Raw genomic sequence first — 23922 nt, 5'->3', positions numbered from 1 at the left:
AGTTTAGTTTTCACGCGTGTGGTTAAACGTCACTTCAGGGTAACGCTCTATTGATAAATTAAGATTTACACGGCTTGGCGCTATGTAAGTTAAGTTATCGCCGCCATCAAGTGCTAAGTTGCTCTCACACTTACGTTTAAAGTCTTCAAATTTTTTCACGTCTGTCGAACTTACCCAGCGAGCTGTATTTACATTCACGCTTTCGTACAGCGCATCTACGTTATATTCTGCTTTTAAGCGTGCCACTACCACATCAAACTGTAGTACACCTACCGCACCTACGATTAAATCGTTATTGATAAGCGGTCTAAATACTTGTACTGCTCCTTCTTCAGAAAGCTGTACTAAGCCTTTAAGCAGTTGCTTTTGTTTTAATGGATCGCGTAAGCGAATACGACGGAACAACTCCGGCGCAAAGTTTGGAATACCACTAAATTTAAGCTTTTCGCCTTGGGTGAAAGTATCGCCAATTTGAATCGTACCGTGATTGTGTAAACCAATAATATCGCCTGCGAAAGCGTCTCCTGCGCGTTCACGGTCGCCGGCCATAAAGGTCACCGCATCAGAAATGCTTACTTGCTTACCAATACGCACATGGTTCATTTTCATACCTTGGCTGTACTTGCCTGATACGATACGCATAAAAGCAATACGGTCACGGTGTTTTGGATCCATGTTGGCTTGAATTTTAAATACGAAACCCGTGAAATTTTCTTCAGTGGCATGCACTGTGCGGTCTTCTGTTTCCCGTGGTAATGGCGTTGGCGCCCATTCAGTCAAACCATCGAGTACATGGTCAACACCAAAGTTACCCAATGCCGTACCAAAATACACAGGCGATAACTCACCGGCTAAAAATAGCGCTAAATCAAATTCGTGCGAAGCGCCAATAACCAACTCTAACTCTTCACGTAATTGCTCTGCAAGTTCTTCACCAATCGCTTCATCAAGCTCTGGGTTATCAAGACCTTTGATGCTACGTACTTCTTGAATTGTATGACCTTGACCGGTTTTATAGAGCAAGGTTTCGCCGCGGTGAATGTGGTAAACACCTTTAAATTCTTTACCACAGCCGATAGGCCAAGTAATTGGCGCACACGCGATGTTTAATTCAGTTTCAACTTCGTCTAACAGCTCCATTGGGTCGCGGATATCACGGTCACATTTATTCATAAAAGTTACAATCGGCGTAGTACGCAGACGTGTTACTTCCATCAATTTACGGGTACGATCTTCTACACCTTTCGCTGCGTCGATAACCATCAAACATGAATCTACCGCGGTAAGAGTACGATAAGTATCTTCAGAGAAATCTTCGTGTCCTGGAGTATCGAGTAAATTAACGAGCGCTTTGTTATATGGAAACTGCATTACAGAGGTAGTAACCGAGATACCACGCTCTTTTTCCATTTCCATCCAGTCTGATTTCGCATGCTGGTTAGAACCACGGCCTTTAACAGTCCCCGCTTTTTGAATAGCTTGTCCGAACAACAGTACTTTTTCAGTAATGGTGGTTTTACCCGCATCCGGGTGAGAAATGATCGCAAAGGTGCGTCGTTTATTAATTTCACTAGATAAATTAGACATGTAAGCCGCTTTAAGTCATAACAAGGCGCCACTAACACAACCCTAAGCAAAGGGCTTTGCTGCGCACTGTAATTTGAAAATAGAATTGCCAGCATTATACCTTGTTTGTCTTAGCCAAAAAAGCAACGATTGTAAGTAATTAGCCGATAATTTAGTTTCAAATAAAGCCAGGCTCTTTGCAGTAGTCAACGTACTAAACTTGTGTAATTTTACGCTAACGCATACTATTGGAAGATTGCATGGAGGATATTTTGTTTGGGTATGAAAACCAGTAAGCTAAGTATAAGATTATTATGGTATATCACGCCGTTGGTGATTTTGCCGTTACTGTTTTTAGGTGGTTTTACTCTCACCAACGTAACCAGTTCTACGCAAAAGCAAGCTGAGCTTATAGTCAGTCGCTTTGTTGAACAACAACAGCAAAAAATGTTTAACTACATTGATTCTTTCCACTCAACCACAAAATTGCTTTCAACCTCTCCTGTACTCAGTGATTTTTTAGCCGATGATCTACGCGACAGTGGTAATTACACCCGCAGACTAGGCGCGTTAATGGATGTATTTGCCAGTTACTCAGAGGCTTACCCTGACATTGTTAGTGTTAATTTGATTTCACCAAACGGTCAAAGTGATGCCTATTACTCCAGTAATTTAAATACCGCCCCAACCAGTTACCCGTTTTTTTCGCAAGTATTACAAAGTAACCTACGCCAACAACAGTTTATGGTGCAAAAACCAGATGGCACCACCAGCTTGTATTTTATTCAACGTATTTACAGTGCCGATTACTACTTAAAACGCCCACAACAGCTTGGTTTTATTGTTGTACACGTCGAGCCATCGATTTTAAATACCAGTATTTTAGAAGCTCCCTATAACAACACGCTCAATTTATTACTAACCAATAACGGTAAAATATTATTTAGTTCAGACTACGATAAACGTGGTCAATATATTAGTGAGTACGAACTTAAACAAATTCATGAACTCGCAGATCTCGGCAAGCTTTCAACCATAGAATTATCGAGTATAGATAAAGTAGAGCGGATGATTTACGCTATTCAGATGAGCGGCGGTTATTATTATGTCTCTACTATTCCGAAAGCTTTGCTGTACCAATCGGGTAAAGCAATCAGCTTAATTACTGCGTTAATTGTGATCATTTCAGTGATCACCCTACCGATGCTGATATTTATTGTGGTACGTAATTTACTGCTTAACCCAATCGAGTTGCTCGGTGCTGCCAGCCATCGTGTTGGTGATGGCGATTTATCGGTGTATTTACCCGCGCACAATAACGATGAAGTGGGCGTGCTATTTAACGACTTTAACCACATGGTGAACCAAATTCGTCATTATCAAGACGAACTTGAAGAATACAAACATCATCTTGAAGATAAAGTTGAAAGCCGTACCAAAGCACTTGAAACCATGAACAGTCAGCTAGAAGTTGCCATTGCCCAAGCTGAGCAAGCCAACCAATTAAAAAGCCGCTTTTTAGCTAATATGAGCCATGAAATTCGCACGCCACTAACCGCAATTATGGGCTTTACCGAGCAGCTGTTACATAGCAATAAAACCAGCGGTGATGCTTTACATCTCAGTACTATATTACGTAATTCAAAGCACCTGCTTGAGCTAATTAATAATATTTTAGACTTATCCAAAATCGAAGCCGAAAAGCTAGCAGTGGAAAAAGAGCCACTGGATATCGTGCAATTAGTCCATGATATAGATTCAATTATTCGGCCGTTATCACAAGAGAAAAAGCTCAACTGTAATATCAACTTTCACTTACCACTGCCGCGCATCATTAATAGTGATGGCACCCGTTTAAAACAAATTCTCATCAATATTGCCAGTAATGCAGTGAAATTTACCGAGCAAGGCTTGATCTCTTTAGATATTACTTATGACAGCGATTCACAGCTGATTGAGTTTGCAATTCAAGATAGCGGTATTGGCATGTCCGAACATGAAGTTGAGCGAGTATTTAAACCGTTTGAACAAGCTGATGCCACCACCACACGACGCTTTGGTGGTACAGGATTAGGCTTATGTATTTCTAAAAATTTAGCGCAACTACTCGGTGGTGATGTATATGTACAAAGTACGCTCGGTAAAGGTAGTTGTTTTAGCGTGCAAATTGCCTGTAACTTAGCGACTAACAGTGATTTTCCTCCTGTGATGCTAACAGAGCAAAGCCAACTCGCTCCGGAAAAAGATCTACAACTTTCATTTGCACAAAACAGTTTTGATGCCAATATTTTAGTCGCAGAAGATAACCCCGATAATCAAGTATTGATCAAACTACTGTTGCAAACATGGGGGCTTGAACCGGACATTGCTAACAACGGCGCAGAAGCGGTTGAAATGGCACTAGTAAACGACTATCAACTGATCATTATGGATATGCAAATGCCTGTAATGGGTGGTTTAGAAGCCACTCAGATGTTACGCCACGCAGCCTATGACGGTCCCATCATCGCCCTCACTGCGAACGTGATGAAACATGACGTAAATACTTATCTGCAAGCGGGTTGCGATGAGGCACTCGCTAAACCAATCGACAAAGATGCTTTAGAAAGTGTGCTGGTTAGCTATTTAAATATTGAAAAAGACACCCAAAATAAATGGGACAACCTACTCAATAGCGAAAGGTTTCAACAAATCAACAACGACTACCGTTCCAAATTACCCGACTATTTAACTCAGGTAACACAACTGCACAGTGCCAATGAGTGGGAACAACTAAGGGTGCTTGCACACAGCTTAAAAGGCAGTGCAGGATGTTTTGGGTTTAACAATATTCACCATGCTGCTGCGGCACTTGAGGATAACTTACGGGGTCGCGATCAGAGCCGACGTGATTATTTAGCGCTGAGTTTAATAGAGTCGATTAAGTACACGTTGCAGCAAGAGCCGCTAACTGAATTATAATATGTGGATGAAGTTCATCTGAGCTCAGCCAAATAGCAGAGTCATGCCCATTAAGATAGCATCTTCATAGCCATTTTTTGCCGGATCATCACTGGGGTAGTAGTTTTTACGCACCGACATTTCAGTAAAGCCAGCCTGCTCATACAAAGCAATGGCACGGGTGTTGGTTTCACGCACTTCTAAAAATAAGTTTTCAGCACAGTGCTGTTCACCATAACTAATAAACGCATTAAGCAATTGTTTAGCAATGCCCTGCCCCTGAAACTGTGGCGCAACGCAAATATCCATTAAGGTAAAATCAGGCCCTGCTTTTTCACCAATATAAAAACCAACCATTTGTTCAGCCTTAAATGCGGCTAAATTAAAGTAGCGCCCAGCTAAACATGATTGCATGGTATTGAGTGCCCAAGGATGACTATGGCATGCATTCTCAATGGCCATTAGCGCATCTATCGATGCTTCAGTGACAGGTTTAAAGGTTATCAAGGTATTTACTCATCAGCGCCCAGAGTGCGCGTTTATTATCGGCAGTAAGCTGTGAGCTTGGAATGCTAAGCAACCCATTATGCCAAGCAAGATTATCGCTTTGCACAATCTGCTTTATCTGTAATGGCGCAACAGCACGCTGTAAGTCTGCGAATAATTGTGTATTGAGCTCAATAGTTACTGGCTGTGCTGTGACTGCCTGATCGCCAACTTGCTCGACTATTGGATCAGATCGAAAATGCTGATTTAGTTCAAGGTTTTCTATACCAAAAATAGCTGCGTATCGTGGATGCATAACAACTCAGTAGATTTAAACACTAGAACAATATAAGAAGTAATAAAAACGATGTAAAGAAGAAATGGCAGGGGCGGAGAGACTCGAACTCCCAACCATCGGTTTTGGAGACCGCTGTTCTACCAATTGGAACTACGCCCCTGCAATGACGACGAATTATAGAGACCTTTCGCTAAAGGTAAAGAAAAAAATTACTTTTTTAGTTTGATTGCTTTTTAAATAAACAAAACGGCGAATTAGTTAACTAATTCGCCGTTTTTATAATCAGTTAGAAAAACTATCTAACGGTTATTCCCACTCAATCGTGGCCGGTGGTTTACCTGAAATATCGTAAACAACACGCGAGATACCGTCGATTTCATTAATGATGCGGTTTGAAACCAGGCCTAAGAACTCATACGGTAAATGTGACCAACGAGCAGTCATAAAGTCGATAGTTTCAACACAACGAAGGCTTACAACCCAGTCATATTTACGCGCATCGCCCATTACACCAACAGACTTCACCGGTAAGAACACAGTAAATGCTTGGCTTACTTTGTGGTAAAGCTCAGCTTTGTGTAGCTCTTCAATGAAGATAGCATCGGCACGGCGTAATAAATCACAGTATTCTTTTTTGATTTCGCCAAGTACACGCACACCTAGACCAGGCCCAGGGAACGGGTGACGGTAAAGCATGTCATACGGTAAACCTAGCTCTAAACCAATTTTACGTACTTCATCTTTAAATAATTCACGCAGTGGCTCTACTAGGCCCATTTCCATATCATCTGGTAAACCGCCCACATTGTGGTGAGATTTGATCACATGTGCTTTACCTGTTGCAGACGCAGCTGACTCGATTACATCTGGGTAGATAGTACCTTGGCCTAACCATTTTGCATTTTTAAGCTTTTTAGATTGCTCATCAAAAACTTTAATAAATGTATGACCAATCGCTTTACGCTTGTCTTCTGGATCTGATTTACCAGCAAGGTCCGCTAAGAATAACTCTTCAGCATCTACTTTGATGATGTTTAGGCCAAACTTATTGCCAAACATATCCATTACTTGTTGGCCTTCGTTTAAACGCAGTAAACCGTTATCAACAAATACACAGGTTAAACGCTCGCCAATCGCGCGGTGGATAAGCATAGCGACCACTGATGAATCAACACCACCAGATAAACCTAAGATCACTTCGTCATCGCCTACCGTTTCTTTAATACGCTCTATTGCGTCATCAATAATTTTGGCAGGAGTCCATAACTTTTCACAACCACAAATATCAATTGCAAAACGTTCAAGTAGACGTTGCCCTTGATGAGTATGAGTTACTTCTGGGTGGAATTGTACGCCATAAAAACGCTTTTCTTCGTTAGACATTGCTGCATGTGGGCAGGTAGATGTTTTAGCTGTGGTTTTAAAGGTATCTGGAATTTCCATTACTTTATCGCCATGGCTCATCCATACGTCTAGTACGCCATTACCACCGTCTGTAATGTGATCTTCAATCGCATCAAATAATGCACAATCACCTACTTTTTCAACTTGCGCATAACCAAACTCTTTTTTATCAGAGCTGTGAACGCTGCCGCCTAGCTGAGTAGCCATTGTTTGCATGCCGTAGCAAATACCAAGTACTGGTACGCCAGCATTAAACACATACTCAGGAGCACGTGGGCTGTTCTCAAGGGTTGTTGACTCTGGGCCACCAGATAAAATAATACCTTGAGGATTGAACTCACGGATCTGCTCTTCCGTTACGTCCCATGCCCACAGCTCACAGTAAACACCAATTTCACGCACACGGCGGGCGATCAATTGCGTGTATTGCGAACCAAAGTCTAAAATAAGAATTCGTGAATCGTGAATGTCTTTGCTCATTGAGGGTCTCGTTAGTCAAGAACTAGCACTCAGGTAACCTGAATGACTAAAAATAAATAAGGGCCAGCAAAAGCTAGCCCAGTAATTTCAATAAAGTATATTGATTAACCTAAGCGGTAGTTAGGTGCTTCTTTGGTGATTTGCACATCATGAACATGTGACTCACCCATACCAGCTGAAGTAACGCGTACAAATTGAGGTTTAGTGTTTAACTCTTCAATCGTTGCACAACCGGTTAAACCCATTGCACTGCGCAGGCCACCAACTTGTTGGTGGATGATTGTCGCGATTGGGCCTTTATAAGCCACACGACCCTCAATACCTTCAGGAACAAGCTTGTCTGCTTGATTTGATTTTTGGAAGTAACGATCTGATGAACCTTCTTTTTGGTTCATCGCGCCAAGTGAGCCCATACCACGGTATGATTTGTAGTAGCGACCTTGGTAAAGTTCAACTTCACCTGGCGCTTCTTCAGTACCCGCTAGCATTGAGCCAACCATGACGCATGATGCACCAGCAACAAGTGCTTTTACGATATCACCAGAGAAACGAATACCACCATCAGCAATCACTGGAATGTCGCGGCCTTTTAAGCCTTCAACTGCATCAGAAATAGCGGTAATTTGTGGTACACCACAACCGGTAACAATACGTGTAGTACAGATTGAACCTGGGCCGATACCCACTTTAACTGCATCAACACCAGCATCTGCAAGGGCAATCGCACCTTCAGCAGTAGCAACGTTACCCGCTACAATTTGTAAATCAGGGTATGTTTGACGAGTTTCTGCAACACGGTCGATAACACCTTGTGAATGACCATGAGAAGTATCAATTAATAATACATCAACACCCGCTTCAACTAATGCAGCAATACGCTCATCAGTGCCAGGGCCTACACCGACAGCAGCACCGACACGAAGACGGCCTTGCTCGTCTTTACATGCATGTGGTTTATCTTGGGCTTTTTGATAATCTTTTACGGTGATCATGCCTTTTAATTTAAAGGCATCATCAACAACAAGAATCTTTTCGATGCGGTGTTCGTGCATTAAACCTAAGATCTCTTCGCGAGCTGCGCCCTCTTTAACAGTGACTAACTTTTCTTTTTTAGTCATTACTGTTGAAACAGGTTGCTCAAGTTTGGTTTCGAAACGCATATCGCGGCTGGTAACAATACCAACAAGGCCGTTTTCAGCATCCGTTACCGGAAAACCTGAAAAGCCTTTTTCTTCAGCAAGTACAATCGCATCTGCAATAGTTAAATCCGCTGTCACAGTAACAGGAAAAGAAACAATACCGGCTTCGTACGTTTTAACTTTACGTACGTTTTTAGCTTGTTCTTCAATTGTCATGTTTTTGTGGATAAAACCTAAACCGCCCTCTTGCGCTAGCGCGATCGCCAAGCGTGCTTCTGTAACAGTATCCATAGATGCTGAAACTAGCGGCAAGTTAAGTTTGATACCACGCGTTAAGCGAGTTGAAATGTTTGCCGTGTGTGGCAAAACAGTAGAATGACCTGGTACTAAAAGTACGTCATCAAAGGTAAGAGCTTCTTTAGCAATTCTAAGCATTTTGGCAACTTCTCACATGTGGATCTTGTATAAGGAATTGCGGCCAAATTTTATCAGCGTTATGGACACGAGTAAATAAGATTTCACAATTATTTATGATAAAATACCGCCATCGTCGTTTTTAAGAGTCGCTTTATGGCCATAACATCCCAGCAGCAAACGATTTATACCGTTTCTAGGCTAAACAGAGAAATTAGAACCGTGCTTGAACAAGGTTTCGCATCGTTAATTTTAACCGGTGAGATCTCAAATTTCATTACGCCTGCGTCTGGGCATTGGTATTTTACGCTTAAAGATGATCGTGCCCAAGTTAAAGCCGCCATGTGGCGTGGCAATAATCGCGGCCAACGTTATCGTCCAGAAAACGGCGCACAAGTAACAGTGCGCGCTCGGGTATCTTTATATGAACCGCGTGGTGATTACCAGCTGATTGTTGAACACATGGAAGCGGCAGGTGAAGGCCAATTAAAGCAACAGTTTGATGAATTAAAAATGCGTCTCGCGGCTGAGGGTCTATTTAGCTCTGCATACAAGCAGCCACTACCAAGTGTTGTACATCGCGTGGGGGTAATTACATCAGCAACCGGCGCCGCAATTAAAGATATTTTAACGGTACTTAAACGCCGCGCACCACAGCTTGAAGTGGTTATCTACCCCGCTATGGTGCAAGGTAAAGACGCCCACTTACAATTGATTGATAAAATTAATTTGGCCAACGCCCGTAATGAAGTGGATGTGCTTATTTTAGGTCGCGGTGGTGGTTCATTAGAAGACTTATGGTGCTTTAACCATGAACTGCTAGCACGTGCTATTTACGCCAGTAAGCTACCTATAATTAGTGCCGTCGGGCATGAAATTGATACCACTATCAGTGACTATGTGGCAGATGTCCGCGCTGCAACTCCATCTGCGGCGGCAGAGCTAGTCAGCCCTAATAGCAGTGAACTCTACAACCAAATTCAACAACAATTACAGCGTTTAGCAAATGCGTTTAAACATCAGTTATCAGCCAAGCAAAGCACAGCCACCGCTCTTGAGCATCGTTTAACATTGTGCCATCCGCGCAATCAATTAAATCAACAAGCACAGCGTTTAGATGAGCTGTCTTTAGCACTACAGCAAGCAATGCAGCAGCGTATTTACCAGTATGAACGCCACTTAAATAATTTAATGCCGCGTTTAATGCAGCGCTCACCTGATCGAAAACTCACTCAAGCGGGTCATCAATTACAACAATTACAAGCGCGCTTACAACAAAGTATGCAACAGCAATTACGTAGCAGCCAAAATACGCTGGCACTGCAAGCGAGTCGTCTTGGATCAGTAAGCCCACTGAACGTGCTAGCTCGTGGTTACAGCATTACCAAAAATGAGCAAGGAAAAGTGATTAAATCGACATCACAAGTAAATCAAGGCGATGCGCTAACCACAGAATTAGCCGATGGAGTAATTCAATCTATTGTTAGTTAATCCGATTCAGTAGCAAGTAATAAAGAAAAATCGCGATCGCTGGACTTAGAGGTACTGACAGTAAATTGTTGCCAAAACTCTTGTTTGACCAATTGATCATTTAGCTCGCGCCATTGGGTATGATCAAAATCTTCATTATCTTTTGGCGCTGCCAGTTCAAATTTACACACCGAACTTTTACACTGTGCGCTTATTAATTCGGGATTAACACTCAGATCCGCAGTTTGCAAAAAATCTTTCATGGCTGTTTCTGTGCGATAAGCCCATTCTTCATTACGATTTTGCTGCTCAAACTTGTCCAATAAAGCTTGCTCAAAATCAGAAGGCGCTTGAGATTGCTTCTCGTAACGTTTAACTAACGCGCGCTGTTGCGCTAACTCATGCTTAAGCTGCTGTAGTTGTTCCTCAAGCGGTTGTTCATCCTTTGTTTGCGCTGATGCATCTTGGGCAGTCGAGGTAATATCCGCCACTTGCTGAGACTGGGATACTGTATCTAGCTCTGCAGCTGCGGTACTGGCAGGCATTATTTTGACTTCTTGTTCAAGTACCTGTGTTTTTGTGGTAGTTACAGGAGCTGCTTCGTCAGAGCTAAACGTAAAGTAACCCGACGTTAAAACAACACCTGCGATAAATGCTAACAACAGCGACAATGGATTATTTTTACTCATGCTTAATTCCTTTTAAGTTTTTTATTTAAAGCATTGCACTAGTGTGTGATTCGTTTTGCGGCTCATCCACATCTAAAAAGTTTTGATTCATACTTTGCGCTGGACAGGGACAGTTTGGTTTGCCAACAATTTTAGCCGGTACACCAACAACGGTAGTGTGTGGCGGTACCGCGCTTAATACAACAGAGCCAGCACCAATACGTGCCCCCTCACCGACTTCGATATTGCCGAGCACTTTAGCCCCAGCACCAATTAGGACACCTGCGCGAATTTTCGGGTGACGATCGCCTTTTTCATTACCAGTACCACCGAGGGTAACTGATTGTAAAATTGACACGTTATCTTCTATTACCGCAGTTTCACCAATGACTATACCAGTTGCATGGTCAAACATAATACCATGGCCGACTTTACAAGCAGGATGGATATCAACGCCAAATACTTCTGAGGTACGGCTTTGAATAAAACGAGCGAGCTCTTTACGGTTTTGTAACCAAAGGCAATGGGCGAGTCGATGTGCTTGAATTGCATGGAAACCCTTTAAATTTAAGATCACAGTTAAATAAGTATCGGCAGCAGGGTCGCGATCTTTAACCGCTTTAATATCATGGGCTACATGGGTCAACATGCGATCACACTCAACAAAAGCCTGATCAAACAATTCACGTATAGTAAATGCAGAAACCACAGCATCAGATAACTTATTGGCAACGATAAAACTCAACGCAGATCCTAAGCACTCATGATTTAAAATGCATGAATACACATGACTCGCTAACAGAGGTTCACGGGTAACGACTTCTTTTGCTTCTGTGCGAAGCTGTTGCCAAATTTCATGACGCATAGGACGGCCTTAAATTAATACTGGGTGTACTTTGTTTCAGTTTAACGGATTTCATCTCGTATGTGTTAACACTGTAATTATTTGTTCTGGTTATTAGATATAACTAATCTATAAACTTTCTTTATAAGCCTCTTAAGTCACTGAGTTGCCAATATTGATACGACAATGTTCCACATACGGAATAATTACAACTATACGTATAACTTGTTTAAATTCAATGAATAACTAAATATGACAGCATCACTGTCATGTGACAAAATGACCACTGGCGTAAAGCTGACGGCGCAAAAAACAATAATAAACGCTAAATTAGCATCATCAACAAAACAAGGAATACGATGATGAACAATGACATACTCAATACAAAGAAACTAGGCTATAAATTTTACTTTCAAGATGGCGACGATCAAATAGCCTGTTTTGGTAGTTACTTCACCGGAAAAGAAGAAGTCTATATTAATGATGAGCTAGTTAGTGAAAAGCGAAGTATTAATGTCACCAGTAAACACCAATTTGAACTGTCAGGTAATACGTTTAATGTTAAGTTTGAAATGCACAATATTTTAACTGGCAGGCTTGAGTGCTCACTTTATAAAAATAAAAAGTTAGTTAAAAGCTTAGAGCAAACAACTTTATTTAGTAACCCTAAAAAATCAGCTCTTTTTATTGCTGGGTGTTTTGTTGTTGGTTTTACTGTTGGGTATATTATTTCAACATTAGCTCTGGGGAATTAATCATGCAATTAAACCCCAAAACTATAAAAGCATTAAGGCAAAAGCTTGATTGGACTCAACAGCAACTTGCCGATAGCTGTGACGTAAGTTTACGAACTATTCAACGGGTAGAAAAAGAAGGTGCAGCGTCTAAAGAAACCACCATGGCCTTGTGCGCAGTGTTAGAAGTACGTCAAGGTGAGTTAATAAAACTTGAGGAAAATACAGTTTCAGTTGCTCAGACACACATTTCTAATACGCAAAGTATCACAACAATTTTAGCGCTGTCATCCATTGCCAGCTTTGCGCTTGGCATGATCACCGTGTTTTTAATTATGAAATAAGGAGATTTAAACTATGTCAAAAGAATCACGAGGACACATCACTTTATTGCTTATCGTCAGTGCAATGATACTTTTTGGATTAGGTGTAGAAATTGGCGCGATGTTATAAAAATGCCCCAAATTTGGGGCATCTAAATTAAGCATCTTAGTTATTTAAATACTCGTTATTGAAACACTTCATCTACTGCAAGTACTTCAATGTTTTTCGCAGGAATTGCTAGTTTGTAATCAGCAATCACTTTATCTTCTGCCACCAGCTCAGCTGGCTTTTCTGCGTTATACACCATAGGCGATGTTTGCTCAGACGCTAAGCGTTTTTGCATGTCTTTACCATCACCGGTAATAAACACATACTGGATATTATCTGTTTGTAAGTTCGCTTTAATTACACGATTGACATCAGCCAAGGTCAGCTTTTCAAGCTTACTTGTAACATACTTCACAAACGAATCCGTGTTATAAAACTCGCTATCGAGCGCGTAACCTAACTGACGGTTTTGACTGGCGACCATTTGTGGCACAAAGTTAATTAAGAAGTTACGCGTTGCGTTAAAATCTTTTTCTGTCATGCCATTCTTGATCAGCTTATCAAGTTCAAATAAAGCAGTACGCGTTGCAAAATGTGCATCGTTGTTTGAGCGCAGTGGGCGCAACCAGACTTGGAAAATTTGCTCTGAACGACCCAAGTTTGCATCAGGTTTAGTTTGGAACATACCACGTGGGAAGTACTCAATATAGGCGTAATCGCCGTAGTTCATACCACGCGTTTGACGAATACGCTCATACAGGTATGCATTTGAACTGCGATGTTCGCCAAAGTATGAACGCACTAACCACAATGCCGTCCAGTCTTCACTGCTACGAATGGTATCAATCGGGAAGCCAAACGATACCGCGGTAGACTGTGCTGACTTTTCAACAATCGTTGCATGATGACCTTTTAGCACTGGCGCATCAGGGATTGATAAACGACTTTGCTCGCCTTTTGGCAACTGACTTAAATCTGCAAACATGGTAGCTTTTACTGATTCAGGCACTGCGCCAATTAAACCGACAGTTAATTTAGCTTGAGTAAACTCTTTTGCGTAAAACGCTTTCACATCATCCAATGTCAGGGCTTCTAGATCTGACAAATCACCATAATTGTAGCTTTCATACGGGTGACTTTGATAGAGCTTATGATAAAGCACTTCTTTACCTAACTCTTCATCGTTAGATGCTTTAAGGCCCGATTTAATACCGTCAATCAGCTCTTTCTTCAAACGTTTAAAGTCGTCTTCTCTAAAGCCCGGATTAAGTAACTGCTCACTAACTAATGCGTACCATTGTGCTGCATTATCTTTATGGACTCGCCCTTGTAAAGAAATCATTTCTTTATCAATCTGGTAGCCAAAGCTGCCAGCCAGTGGATACAGTGCTTTTTTGATATCGTTATAGCTCTTCGACTGCGAGCCACCTTGCGCAAGCATGGCAGCGGTTAGCGCAGCCACGCCTTTTTGACCTTTAGGATCCGCCGCCGCACCAGTATGGAATAGCCAATTAATATCAATCAATGGCGAACTATTAGTTTTATCAAGCACCTTAAAGTGACGCTGTTGCACTGTATGCTTGCTAGCAACGAGGCTATTTAAATCAACTTCTTGCTCAAAGCCAGCGATTTTATCAAGCGCCGACATAGTCACGGTAGTTCGGCTGCTATCGACAAAGTACTTATTAGCAATATCTTGAATATCTTGCGCGCTGATACTGTCTGCCGTTGCATATAATTGATTGACCACTTCTGGGTCGCGCTCAAAATGCACATAACTGGCAAGGGTTGACGCAATTGCTTGCGATGAGTCTAAGCCGTTAATAAAGCTGTATTTTAGATTTGACTTTAAATCGGCTAATTTTTGGCTATCAACCAGCTCAGTGCGTGCTTTTGCATAGGTGTTATTGATGGCATCACGCGCTACCGCTAAATCAGCTTCATTTTCGACTTTGACAAAAACATGCAGTAAGCCCGGATCTTTAGTATCTGGGTTATAGCTAAACATTTGGCTGGCGATTTGCTTATCAACCACTAGCTCTTGGTATAAGTCAGAGTTGTTTGAGAAATAAAGCTGTGATAGTAAATCAAGCGCTGCGCGGTCTTTTTGTTTCGGCTGCCAAGCAGTACCTTTGTATGAAACCAATAACCAATGCCCTGGTAGTCCTTCGTTTTGCTCATGCACGTATTTGGCTGCTTGTTGTTTAGGCTCGGTTGGAATATCAGCAACATAACCGCCTTTTTGCCAATTACCCCAATGCTTTTTCACCATTGCCATAGTTGCTTGCGGATCGACATCACCGACAATTACTAACGATACATATTCAGGTTTATAAAACTTATCAAAAAACTCTTTACCGTAGGCCATTTGATCTGGCATGGCTTCAATGTCTTCAAAAAAGCCCATGGTAGTGTGTTTATAGGTATGCTTTTCAAAAGCTTCATTACGCACAGCAGAGAGCAACTTACGCACTGGGCTGGCATTATTTTTCAGGTACTCACCTTTAACGGTAAGCGCTTCAGTACGGAACTGCTCTTCTGAGTAAGTGAGGTTTTGGAAGATATCCGCTTCAATCTCTAGAACTTTATCAAGATGCTGCTTTGAAAAATTTAAGTGATAATTAGTGTAATCATTAGTGGTGTATGCGCGGTTATCGACACCTGAATTTTTTAGGATGTCAGAATACACATCTTGCGGGAATTTTTCAGAGCCTTTAAACATCATATGTTCAAAAAAGTGAGCAAAGCCCGTTTTTCCTGCTTCTACTTCATTACGAGAACCAACAGACACCGGAATTTGTAGTGATACCACATCAGGGTAATCCGTTTTCACCACCATAACGCGCAAACCGTTATCAAGCTCTTCTAATAAATAATCTTGTGAAAACACACGATCATTACTGCTGGCGACCGTTGATTGTTCAATTTCAACTTCTTTAACCATGTTAGAGCCGCTGTTACTCGCACAGCCGCCCAATGCAAGCGTTACCGCAAGACTGGTTGCTAATAATTTAAATTTCATTGTTATCCCTTGTTAGTTGAATATATTTCTTGTTTTTAGTCACCTGATTATGCAACAAAGCAAGGTAATATAAGACCCCTAGCACAATAAAATATGTAAACAGTTGTGTATAAACGCACTAGCAACACCAGTTCAATATGAATAAAATTCATGTTTATTGAAAAAAACTCACCAGAAAAATCTATCTAGACGTCTAAATGGCTGTTATATTGTTTGCTATAGAAACTAATTAGCTGGAATGAGGATTATGGCTTTATCACTACAACAGAAAATTGAAGATACCAATCAAGGTGTGTACTTAATTGGTACTACCCCGCCACGTATTGGTACTGATAAAGCGCAGCTTGAAACAATCGCTCAAAAGCTGTTAGACCGTTTACATGAAATTGAATACGATGGCGTAATTATTTACGACATTCAAGATGAAAGCAGCCGCACTGATAAGCCACGCCCTTTTCCGTTTAAACAAACGGTTGATCCACGTGAATACAGCCACTTGTTACGTAGCTTATCGCACCTTGATGTGATCACTTATAAAAGTGTTGCACAACGTGGCGAGGCTGAGTTTAAACAGTGGCTTGATGAGACTAAAAACGACTATGACTTAAAGAACTTAGTGCTAGTGGGCAGCCCATCTTCTGATGGCGATATAAAGTTAAGTTTACCAAATGCCTATAAAGTACTGGCAGAGCAAGCGGATGACTTCTTTTTAGGTGGAGTCACCATTGCTGAGCGCCACGCAAGTAAACGTAACGAGCATGAGCGACTACTTAAAAAAACCGCACAAGGGTGTCAATTTTTCATCTCACAAGCAGTTTACAACGCCCAAGCGACCATTGATTTGATCACCAGTTACGCACGTAGCTGTAAAGCACAAGGCGCAGAGCCACAACGTATAATCCTAACTTTTACCCCATGCGGCAGTGAAAAAACACTTGAGTTTATGCAATGGCTTGGTATTTCAGTACCTGAGGCAACCAAATGGCGTATGTTAGATTCACAAAACCCATTGAGTGAATCAGTGCGTATTTGCCGCGAAAATTTAGACTCTATTCTAAAAAGTTGCGCCCATTTAGATGTACCACTGGGGTTAAACATTGAAAGCTTAACCAACCGCAAAGAAGAAATTGATGCATCAATAAACCTTTATCGTTTATTAAAAGCGACAATGGAATTGAATCTAGCTGAAAAGCAGATTGCTTAATAGAGTTAAACTTGAGCCTGTCCATCATTTTTAAGTGAACTAGTGTTCATGATTGTTGTTTTTTTAGGTAATTCCAAGTATTCTTGTATGCTAATTAGGTAATACTATTAAAAGGAATTTTAAATGCCGTTAAATCCACAGGTAAAAGCAGAAGTAATTAAAAACATTATAAAATATGAGAAGAAAATTAATCACTTTTATCTAGACTCTCAGGGCTATGTAACCACAGGCGTAGGTCATATGATAAAAAACAAACAAGCTGCAACCCTGCTCCCAATGAATAAAGTAGTTAACAATCAACCGGGTCCTCCTGCAACTCCTCTAGAAAAGCAAAAAGAATTTGAAACGATAGCTAAACAAAAAAGAAATTATAAAGCTGAATGGTATAAGCAATTTACTACACTCATAATTAAAGATGTAGAAATTACACGCCAACTAGACAAACATATGGATTCTTTTTACAGAGAGCTTTCTACTCTATATAAAAAGTCTAATGGTTATTATGATGATTTTGATAAATTAGACAAAAATATACAAGTCGCATTATTTGATATGATTTTTAACTTAGGTGCAGTAAAAATTGTCACGAAGTTTACTGAGTTTGATAAAGCAATCAAAACTGGAGATTGGATTAAAGCAGCTAAAGAAAGCTATCGTCCTCAACTCAGCGCAGAAAGAAATAACTACGTAAGAGCAAAGCTATCTGCGGCTAACAGCATAAAGGTAACGACACCGTGAAAAACTTATCATTAGTATTATCGATATTTATCTGTGTTAGCTGCTCAAAATTATCTGCTAATGAAATAAAACCTAAATTATTTACTAATTATTTTACAGGTTTAGAATCTGAAATTGTGATGGATTACCAGAGCATTAAATTAAATTATGATTTAACTTTACGTTCAGAGAAGAATGTACACTTTTCTACCTGTAAACAAGTAGAAGAAACCGCTTCTGATGATATAGCAGTGAGCGAATTTCATTTGTTACAGATGTTGAAAGCGAACTGTGCCGCATTAAAACAGTACTCCCAAGCTAAAAGTTCAAACGTCAGTTATTTACAGGAAATTCTTGATAAAAAGGATATTAGCAATCTTCCTGCTACAGCTTACCCTTATGTTAATAAACATGATAAAAGCCAAAGGAGAGGTAAAACACTAAGTGAATACCATAAAAAGTTTAATACATCATTGGACATTAGTGGAGCAATAAAGGTTGAGACAGAAACTGATCAGATGTTTTACTACGTTGTTGCCACAGGCGATTTCAATGCTGATAAAGTTCAAGACGCATTAATTCGTATTGACTGGCAGGTAATTGATGCATTTGGTAAAGGGTTTAAGCTTATTATGGTTACGAAAGAATCCGCAGATAAACCATATGAAATAACTACACTAAATTGAAGTAAGAACCTTTAGCTGCGATTTTAATTTTAAAATTTATCTTTTTAGAGGGCACTCTAGCTTAGTAAAGTTATATCGCGCTTTATTATTAATACTTTTGACTACTGAATTTAGCATATAAAACAATAAAGCTACGGCGCTCGTTTTAGCGCCGTGCTAGAGCTTTACTGACAGCTGATAGCTAAAAACTGAAAGCTTTTATTTACGTCGTCTGCTTGGTGCTCTTTGCCCTGTAATACGCTTTTTATCACGTTCTTTTCGCGACTTACTGGTATTTTTACGATTATCTTTCGGTTTTTTGTTTGGATCGGGTTCATAGCCCGCTAACCACTGCGGCGTTAAACGGGTATCAAGCAGCACTTCAATTTCTTCAAGTAGCCATTGCTCATCTAAACTCACGAGTGACATAGCTAAACCTTGCTCGCCAGCACGTCCGGTACGGCCAATTCGGTGCACGTAGTCTTCTGCTATATACGGCAACTCAAAGTTAATCACATATTTTAGTGAGCTAATATCCAAACCACGGGCAGCAACATCCGTAGCAACGAGCACCCGAGTGGTTCCCTCTTTAAAGTTTTGTAGCGCTCTGTCTCGGGCACCTTGTGATTTATCACCGTGGATTGACTCTGTTTTAAGCCCGTCTTTACACATTTCTTTAGCAAGCTTGTCGGCCATTTGCTTGGTACGGGTAAAAATCAGTACTTGGCGCCAGTTTTTCATGCCAATCATATGCGAAACAAGTTCACGTTTACGGTCTTCATCAACTGCGTAAATGATCTGCTCCACTTCTACAGCAGCTGAGTTACGCTTATCAACTTCAACTAATTTAGGATCTTTGAGTAGCTTTTTACTCAGTTCAAACACACTGTCATCAAAAGTCGCTGAGAATAATAAGGTCTGCCGATCGCTTGGTACGTGGCGTAAGATACGCTTAATTTCATCAATAAAGCCCATATCTAACATACGGTCTGCTTCATCAAACACTAGTGAATCAACACTTGATAGTTTAATACTGCCTTTGATGATGTGATCAAGTAACCGCCCAGGTGTTGCTACGACAACTTGCGCGTCTTTCATTGCTTTTACTTGAGGTCCAATACTTGCGCCGCCATATGCCAATGCGCCTTTAATATCAGACCCTTGTGCGTATTTCTCAAAACTGGCAAATACTTGCTGAGCAAGCTCTCGGGTTGGCGTTAAAATTAATACCCGCGCAGTACCTTGTTCATCTTTTTTGGCACTGGTTAATAGTTTATGCAATAAAGGGAGCAAAAATGCCGCTGTTTTACCTGTGCCCGTTTGCGCACTGCCCATCACATCGTGACCGGCTAAAATTAATGGAATTGTTTGTAGTTGAATAGCCGTGGGCGTTTGATATTCATTTAGCTCAAGCGCTTTAAGTAATAAAGGGTCGAGATGGAGATCATTAAAGGTTGCAGCAGACATAGCATAGACTTGAAATAACTAATAATGGCGCTATTGTACGCACAAAATAAGCAACAAAAAAGGCGCTTGCGCGCCTTCTATTTAAATCTTAAAGCAAGTGTTGCTTATGCAACGGGCTTAAGCGTTTCTTTGCGCTGATTATAAAACGAAATAAGATCGTCAACCGTAGCTTGGCAATATTCACGAATACCAGAAACTAACATGTGCTTTTCACCACTACCTACTTTTTTACCATCTTCAAGTAAGTTGAAGCGTAGAGTAATTTTGCCGCGTTTACCGGTATATTCAAAACTTGGCTCAGCAAACTCTAACGTAGGTGCATGAATGTCTAAGGTATCAAGGTTAATTAACATTGACTCATAGATAACCATAGGACGAGCTGGGTTGATCATCACATCTTGCTTGCCCATAAGTGGAATAATCACATGCGGGAAAGTTGTGCCAGAAAACTCAACATAATTTTTTATTAGACTGTCGGTGAGTGTTTGACACTGACTGGTTTTGCCTTCACGTTTTACCTTTAGCATGACTTTTTCGCCGCTGGTAATATCAAACTCATCGGCGCCCTCAGGGAAGTTGAGTTTGGTATTCTCATCAACCATGCCTGCGAAGGTAAATTCCATTTTTTCACTGATACCATAACGGCTCAATACCAATGAAAATAGTAAATCTCCAGGGACACAAAATTTCTTTGCATCTTTATCGTGTAGTGGGTTGTAATCATCGGCAACACATTTTGCGAAACGACAGCCTTGCTCACGCGATATAGAGATATGATCAGCATGTTGCTGATAAAAAGGACTTAACATAGTTGTTCACTGCTTAAACTGCTTATAACCTGCCTATTCTACCAGATAAAAACGCAATAGAGGTCGAATCTGTTAAACTTTTGTTTCAAATAAAAAATTAACAAAAGTAGCGTTATGTACTAATTATTAATAATGACGCTGTAATAGTGGATAATAAGGATGGAAATAGGCACGATGTGGCTGGAGCTTATAAATGCATATCTATTTAATTGAAGATGATTTAAAACTAGCAAAACTAATACAGTTATTTTTATTAAAGCAAGGGTTTACTATTGATATATTTAACAGTGTTGCTGATTACAAACGACATAGCGCAACCTTCATTCCAGCTTTAATTATTTGTGATGTTATGCTGCCTGATGGTAATGGCTTTGAATTATTTCAACAACTAAGCACTGAACATACTTGCCCCATCATATTTTTAACCGCGTTGGACTCTGACCAATCTCACATTAAAGGGTTAAATTTAGGCGCCTATGATTACCTAATAAAACCACTCAAACCTGAACTATTGCTTGCGAAAATTAATGCTATTTTACGACAAAGTGACACGAACCAACATGAGAGTAATGAGCAACCGATTACGCTTAACCACACTAAGCGTGAAGCGTATTTCATAGGGATGCCATTAAACTTAAATGACAGCGAATTCGAAATTATTGCTTTTTTAATAAAAAGTGCGCCGCACCCAGTGTCACGAGAGATGCTTTTCAAACAAGTCATCGGACGCAATTACAATGGTTTAGATCGTGCTATTGATTTAAAAATAAGTCGGTTAAGAAAAAAGCTTACCACGCTATTTAGTAACCAAAAAAGTGATATCACGTTAGATATCAAATCTGTACGCAGTAAAGGTTATTGTCTAGATATAATTAACACTGAAAAAAGCAAATAGAACTAACCTTATGACTCAGCAATTTTTGCGACTTTATATTTTCATTACAGCAAGTTTAATTGTTTTAGTGGTTAGTTTTGGTCAACTGTACAATTACTTTTTTGAGCAAGATACACCAAGCATTCCGTTTACCGTAAATAACTTTCAGCAGTTAGTTGCCAATAAAGAAAAACACATCACTGAAATCCCGCAAACTGACTTAGCATTACCGCAATCACTACAAACACAACTAACAAGCCAAGGTATCATTACAGTTAATAACCAGAACGATCAAAGAGTTATTTACCTAACAAGTGTTCGGCCTGGCTTTGTATATAAAGTTGGCCCGTTGCCTCAAGAACATAATGAAAATAATAATTTAATTGTATTTTTCGCATTCTATATTTTGCTTGGCAGCATAATTCTGATATTGATAAGGCCTGTATTTAGAGATTTAAGTATCTTACAAACCGCCGCAGATAAGTTTAGCCAGCAGCCAATTTCGATGCAGCCCGCGATAAAACCAAACTCCTCTATAGCCCCTTTGGCCAGCACATTTTCACAGATGTCTCAACGTATTGAACAATTTATCCACTTACATCGTGATCTATCACGTATTATTTCTCATGAAATACGCACCCCGCTAACGCGGATGCGATTTGCACTGTCTTTAACTGAAAATGATCAAATAAACGAGCAGATCCAGCAAGATATTGATGAAATAGAGCAACGCCTAGACCAATATTTACACTTTGCCCGTATCGAGCATCAACAACAACATTTCTTGCAAGCACAAACCAACATTAAAGAATTAATTCAGGCTGAAATTGAAAAATATGCACTGTATGAAAATTTAACCATAGCGCAAAGCTGCAACATCGAAACTCTTTATTGTGAAGCTAATTACATTGCTATTGCTGTGCAAAATTTATTGGTAAATGCGTCAAAATACGCAAGAAAAGTCATCAACATTAATGTCTCAGAGGATGACACTAATTACTATTTAAGCGTTGAAGATGATGGTCAAGGACTACCAGTAAATGCCACATCTTTGATTGACCCATTCCAACAGGGTGAAAATGATAACCTTGCCAGCGGTTATGGGTTGGGCCTGTATATCGTAAAACGTATTGCGAGTTGGCACAGTGGGGATGTTGTTATGACCAACAGCGACATCATCGGTGGCGCTAAAATTACACTTAGCTGGCCTAAAGATAGCCAATAAAGTCTATTATACCAATCGACTTAAATATTTAACCATTCTAGCGAGCTAAATAGTCAGTAACTTAACACGATTGATATTAGTATTAGACAGATACAAAAAAGCCGCGATAAACGCGGCTTTTCAACAAAATTTGCTTTTATAAACCTGCACGATCTTTAATTACAGGTATCAATGCAGATCCTGCATGGCCATTTGATTCAGCCCATGCGATATCAGCACCATCTTCTAAAGAGCTTTTAGATAAATTTTTCACAACGTACTCACCCGCATCGGCTGCATTACTAGCAATTGCATGGCGTAGTAAATTAAGGCCATTACATTGTACTGCATCGTAAATATTACGAATTTTTACACGTGAACTTTTTAATTTATCACGTAGGCGATTTTTATCATCTGCAGCTATGTATTCACAGATTGAAACCGCTAACTGATCGTCTGCTTTAGCAGGTGCACTGAAAGCAACAGAACCAGAAACAACAGCCGAAGCGATTAGGAATGTTGACAATTTAATCATTATATACCCTTGTGTAATACTTTATAACTACCTTAGTTGGCTAATATTGTACCAACCTATCAGCCTATTCGCAATAATGTTACTTAATTTTATCCAATGTAACGAAGGTATATGCATGTAAATTCTTTTCATTAGGTTGATTATGTTGTTCTTCAACAATTTTCCAGTTGGCAACTTTTTCATAATCAGGGAACTGAGTGTCCCCTTTAACATCAAGATCTATAAACGTTAAATAGAGGGTATCTGCACGTTCTAAGAATTGCTGGTATACGTTACCACCACCAATAACCATCACTTCATCAAGCTCACAAACCAATGAAATAGCGGCCTCTGGCGATGAAACCACATCAACCCCAGCAGCTTCGTAATCGGCATTACGGCTTATAACTATATTGCGTCTACCAGGCAATGGACGACCAATTGACTCAAACGTTTTGCGCCCCATGATCACCGGCTTACTCATAGTGACTGCTTTAAAGTGTTGTAGATCAGCCGGTAAATGCCATGGCATATTATTATCTTGACCAATCACACGGTTGTTAGCCATAGCTGCAATCATTGAAATTTTCACATTAACACCTAATACTTTTTCATTAAATAAGAAAAAAGG

At 40.3% G+C, this 23922-nt stretch carries 21 protein-coding genes and 1 tRNA gene; 9 read left to right on the top strand and 13 right to left on the bottom strand.

Annotated elements, in window-relative coordinates; all coding sequences use genetic code 11:
- Positions 1–3 precede the first annotated feature (3 nt).
- Entirely contained in the window at positions 4–1587 is a 1584-nt protein-coding gene (gene prfC, locus A7968_RS05490; RefSeq protein WP_064665578.1) for a peptide chain release factor 3, read from the bottom strand.
- Positions 1588–1848: 261 nt separating this feature from the next.
- Here prfC and A7968_RS05485 point away from each other — a divergent pair, with 261 nt between their 5' ends.
- Positions 1849–4527, top strand: a complete 2679-nt coding sequence (locus tag A7968_RS05485) for an ATP-binding protein (protein WP_064665577.1) — start codon at positions 1849–1851, stop codon at positions 4525–4527.
- Positions 4528–4551: 24 nt separating this feature from the next.
- Here A7968_RS05485 and rimI read toward each other — a convergent pair whose 3' ends face one another.
- The 5 genes from rimI to guaB all read right to left on the bottom strand — a co-directional run bounded on the left by rimI (position 4552) and on the right by guaB (position 8748).
- Positions 4552–5013 (bottom strand): ribosomal protein S18-alanine N-acetyltransferase, encoded by a 462-nt coding sequence (rimI, locus tag A7968_RS05480; RefSeq protein WP_064665576.1) that lies wholly within the window; start codon positions 5011–5013, stop codon positions 4552–4554.
- Entirely contained in the window at positions 5000–5308 is a 309-nt protein-coding gene (locus A7968_RS05475; protein ID WP_064665575.1) for a hypothetical protein, read from the bottom strand. The genes rimI and A7968_RS05475 overlap by 14 nt, the downstream gene beginning before the upstream one ends.
- A gap of 65 nt (positions 5309–5373) precedes the next feature.
- Positions 5374–5450 (bottom strand) — tRNA-Trp (locus A7968_RS05470).
- A gap of 146 nt (positions 5451–5596) precedes the next feature.
- Entirely contained in the window at positions 5597–7174 is a 1578-nt protein-coding gene (guaA, locus tag A7968_RS05465; RefSeq protein WP_064665574.1) for a glutamine-hydrolyzing GMP synthase, read from the bottom strand.
- Between the two features lie 104 nt (positions 7175–7278).
- Positions 7279–8748: an IMP dehydrogenase gene (gene guaB, locus A7968_RS05460; protein ID WP_064665573.1), complete on the bottom strand. Its 1470-nt coding sequence runs from the start codon at positions 8746–8748 to the stop codon at positions 7279–7281.
- A gap of 135 nt (positions 8749–8883) precedes the next feature.
- On the opposite strand from guaB, the gene xseA reads away from it, so the two are divergent.
- Positions 8884–10218: an exodeoxyribonuclease VII large subunit gene (gene xseA, locus A7968_RS05455; protein ID WP_064665572.1), complete on the top strand. Its 1335-nt coding sequence runs from the start codon at positions 8884–8886 to the stop codon at positions 10216–10218.
- Here xseA and A7968_RS05450 read toward each other — a convergent pair.
- On the bottom strand, positions 10215–10886 hold the full coding sequence (locus A7968_RS05450; protein WP_064665571.1) for a hypothetical protein: 672 nt from the start codon (positions 10884–10886) through the stop codon (positions 10215–10217). The genes xseA and A7968_RS05450 overlap by 4 nt on opposite strands.
- A gap of 25 nt (positions 10887–10911) precedes the next feature.
- Entirely contained in the window at positions 10912–11730 is an 819-nt protein-coding gene (cysE, locus tag A7968_RS05445; RefSeq protein WP_064665570.1) for a serine O-acetyltransferase, read from the bottom strand.
- 341 nt (positions 11731–12071) lie between these two features.
- Here cysE and A7968_RS05440 point away from each other — a divergent pair, with 341 nt between their 5' ends.
- Entirely contained in the window at positions 12072–12464 is a 393-nt protein-coding gene (locus A7968_RS05440; RefSeq protein WP_192541105.1) for a hypothetical protein, read from the top strand.
- Positions 12465–12466: 2 nt separating this feature from the next.
- Positions 12467–12787 carry a helix-turn-helix transcriptional regulator gene (locus tag A7968_RS05435; protein ID WP_064665568.1) on the top strand — a complete coding sequence of 107 codons (321 nt, stop codon included), beginning with the start codon at positions 12467–12469 and terminating at the stop codon, positions 12785–12787.
- A gap of 164 nt (positions 12788–12951) precedes the next feature.
- On the opposite strand, the gene A7968_RS05430 is transcribed toward A7968_RS05435, so the two are convergent.
- The gene (locus A7968_RS05430) at positions 12952–15837 is read right to left on the bottom strand and encodes a M16 family metallopeptidase (RefSeq protein WP_064665567.1); all 2886 of its coding nucleotides are present in this window, start codon (positions 15835–15837) and stop codon (positions 12952–12954) included.
- A 247-nt stretch (positions 15838–16084) separates the two neighbouring features.
- Here A7968_RS05430 and A7968_RS05425 point away from each other — a divergent pair, with 247 nt between their 5' ends.
- From A7968_RS05425 to A7968_RS05415, 3 genes are all read left to right on the top strand, one after another.
- Positions 16085–17041 carry a methylenetetrahydrofolate reductase gene (locus A7968_RS05425; RefSeq protein ID WP_064665566.1) on the top strand — a complete coding sequence of 319 codons (957 nt, stop codon included), beginning with the start codon at positions 16085–16087 and terminating at the stop codon, positions 17039–17041.
- A gap of 123 nt (positions 17042–17164) precedes the next feature.
- On the top strand, positions 17165–17779 hold the full coding sequence (locus A7968_RS05420) for a hypothetical protein (RefSeq protein WP_084448042.1): 615 nt from the start codon (positions 17165–17167) through the stop codon (positions 17777–17779).
- Positions 17776–18444 (top strand): hypothetical protein, encoded by a 669-nt coding sequence (locus A7968_RS05415; RefSeq protein WP_064665565.1) that lies wholly within the window; start codon positions 17776–17778, stop codon positions 18442–18444. The genes A7968_RS05420 and A7968_RS05415 overlap by 4 nt, the downstream gene beginning before the upstream one ends.
- Before the next feature lie 198 nt (positions 18445–18642).
- Here the strand turns inward: A7968_RS05415 and A7968_RS05410 are convergent, their stop codons facing one another.
- Together A7968_RS05410 and A7968_RS05405 are read right to left on the bottom strand one after the other, a co-directional pair.
- Entirely contained in the window at positions 18643–19890 is a 1248-nt protein-coding gene (locus A7968_RS05410; RefSeq protein WP_064665564.1) for a DEAD/DEAH box helicase, read from the bottom strand.
- Between the two features lie 104 nt (positions 19891–19994).
- Complete coding sequence (locus tag A7968_RS05405; RefSeq protein WP_064665563.1) at positions 19995–20699, bottom strand: DUF3581 domain-containing protein; 705 nt, start codon at positions 20697–20699, stop codon at positions 19995–19997.
- A 193-nt stretch (positions 20700–20892) separates the two neighbouring features.
- Between A7968_RS05405 and A7968_RS05400 the strand changes: the two genes are divergently transcribed.
- Both A7968_RS05400 and A7968_RS05395 read left to right on the top strand, forming a co-directional pair.
- Entirely contained in the window at positions 20893–21594 is a 702-nt protein-coding gene (locus A7968_RS05400) for a response regulator transcription factor (RefSeq protein ID WP_064665562.1), read from the top strand.
- A 10-nt stretch (positions 21595–21604) separates the two neighbouring features.
- Positions 21605–22798: an ATP-binding protein gene (locus A7968_RS05395; RefSeq protein ID WP_064665561.1), complete on the top strand. Its 1194-nt coding sequence runs from the start codon at positions 21605–21607 to the stop codon at positions 22796–22798.
- Positions 22799–22934: 136 nt separating this feature from the next.
- On the opposite strand, the gene A7968_RS05390 is transcribed toward A7968_RS05395, so the two are convergent.
- Both A7968_RS05390 and folA read right to left on the bottom strand, forming a co-directional pair.
- Positions 22935–23312 (bottom strand): DUF3718 domain-containing protein, encoded by a 378-nt coding sequence (locus tag A7968_RS05390; RefSeq protein ID WP_064665560.1) that lies wholly within the window; start codon positions 23310–23312, stop codon positions 22935–22937.
- Positions 23313–23391: 79 nt separating this feature from the next.
- On the bottom strand, positions 23392–23883 hold the full coding sequence (gene folA / locus A7968_RS05385) for a type 3 dihydrofolate reductase (RefSeq protein WP_064665559.1): 492 nt from the start codon (positions 23881–23883) through the stop codon (positions 23392–23394).
- Between the last annotated feature and the right edge of the window lie 39 nt (positions 23884–23922).

It is taken from the genome of Pseudoalteromonas prydzensis (assembly GCF_001661495.1).
GTDB lineage: Bacteria > Pseudomonadota > Gammaproteobacteria > Enterobacterales > Alteromonadaceae > Pseudoalteromonas > Pseudoalteromonas prydzensis.
This window is presented reverse-complemented; position numbering and strand designations above follow the sequence as displayed.

Bases quoted from the DNA above. Each gene is read 5' to 3' on its own strand.
- guaB (WP_064665573.1), bottom strand. From the start codon at position 8,748: ATGCTTAGAATTGCTAAAGAAGCTCTTACCTTTGATGACGTACTTTTA.
- A7968_RS05400 (WP_064665562.1), top strand. From the start codon at position 20,893: ATGCATATCTATTTAATTGAAGATGATTTAAAACTAGCAAAACTAATA.
- A7968_RS05420 (WP_084448042.1), top strand. From the start codon at position 17,165: ATGCCGTTAAATCCACAGGTAAAAGCAGAAGTAATTAAAAACATTATA.
- A7968_RS05435 (WP_064665568.1), top strand. From the start codon at position 12,467: ATGCAATTAAACCCCAAAACTATAAAAGCATTAAGGCAAAAGCTTGAT.
- A7968_RS05405 (WP_064665563.1), bottom strand. From the start codon at position 20,699: ATGTTAAGTCCTTTTTATCAGCAACATGCTGATCATATCTCTATATCG.
- A7968_RS05475 (WP_064665575.1), bottom strand. From the start codon at position 5,308: ATGCATCCACGATACGCAGCTATTTTTGGTATAGAAAACCTTGAACTA.
- guaA (WP_064665574.1), bottom strand. From the start codon at position 7,174: ATGAGCAAAGACATTCACGATTCACGAATTCTTATTTTAGACTTTGGT.
- prfC (WP_064665578.1), bottom strand. From the start codon at position 1,587: ATGTCTAATTTATCTAGTGAAATTAATAAACGACGCACCTTTGCGATC.
- A7968_RS05395 (WP_064665561.1), top strand. From the start codon at position 21,605: ATGACTCAGCAATTTTTGCGACTTTATATTTTCATTACAGCAAGTTTA.
- A7968_RS05425 (WP_064665566.1), top strand. From the start codon at position 16,085: ATGGCTTTATCACTACAACAGAAAATTGAAGATACCAATCAAGGTGTG.
- A7968_RS05390 (WP_064665560.1), bottom strand. From the start codon at position 23,312: ATGATTAAATTGTCAACATTCCTAATCGCTTCGGCTGTTGTTTCTGGT.
- A7968_RS05410 (WP_064665564.1), bottom strand. From the start codon at position 19,890: ATGTCTGCTGCAACCTTTAATGATCTCCATCTCGACCCTTTATTACTT.
- A7968_RS05485 (WP_064665577.1), top strand. From the start codon at position 1,849: ATGAAAACCAGTAAGCTAAGTATAAGATTATTATGGTATATCACGCCG.
- A7968_RS05450 (WP_064665571.1), bottom strand. From the start codon at position 10,886: ATGAGTAAAAATAATCCATTGTCGCTGTTGTTAGCATTTATCGCAGGT.
- A7968_RS05440 (WP_192541105.1), top strand. From the start codon at position 12,072: ATGAACAATGACATACTCAATACAAAGAAACTAGGCTATAAATTTTAC.
- cysE (WP_064665570.1), bottom strand. From the start codon at position 11,730: ATGCGTCATGAAATTTGGCAACAGCTTCGCACAGAAGCAAAAGAAGTC.
- xseA (WP_064665572.1), top strand. From the start codon at position 8,884: ATGGCCATAACATCCCAGCAGCAAACGATTTATACCGTTTCTAGGCTA.
- A7968_RS05430 (WP_064665567.1), bottom strand. From the start codon at position 15,837: ATGAAATTTAAATTATTAGCAACCAGTCTTGCGGTAACGCTTGCATTG.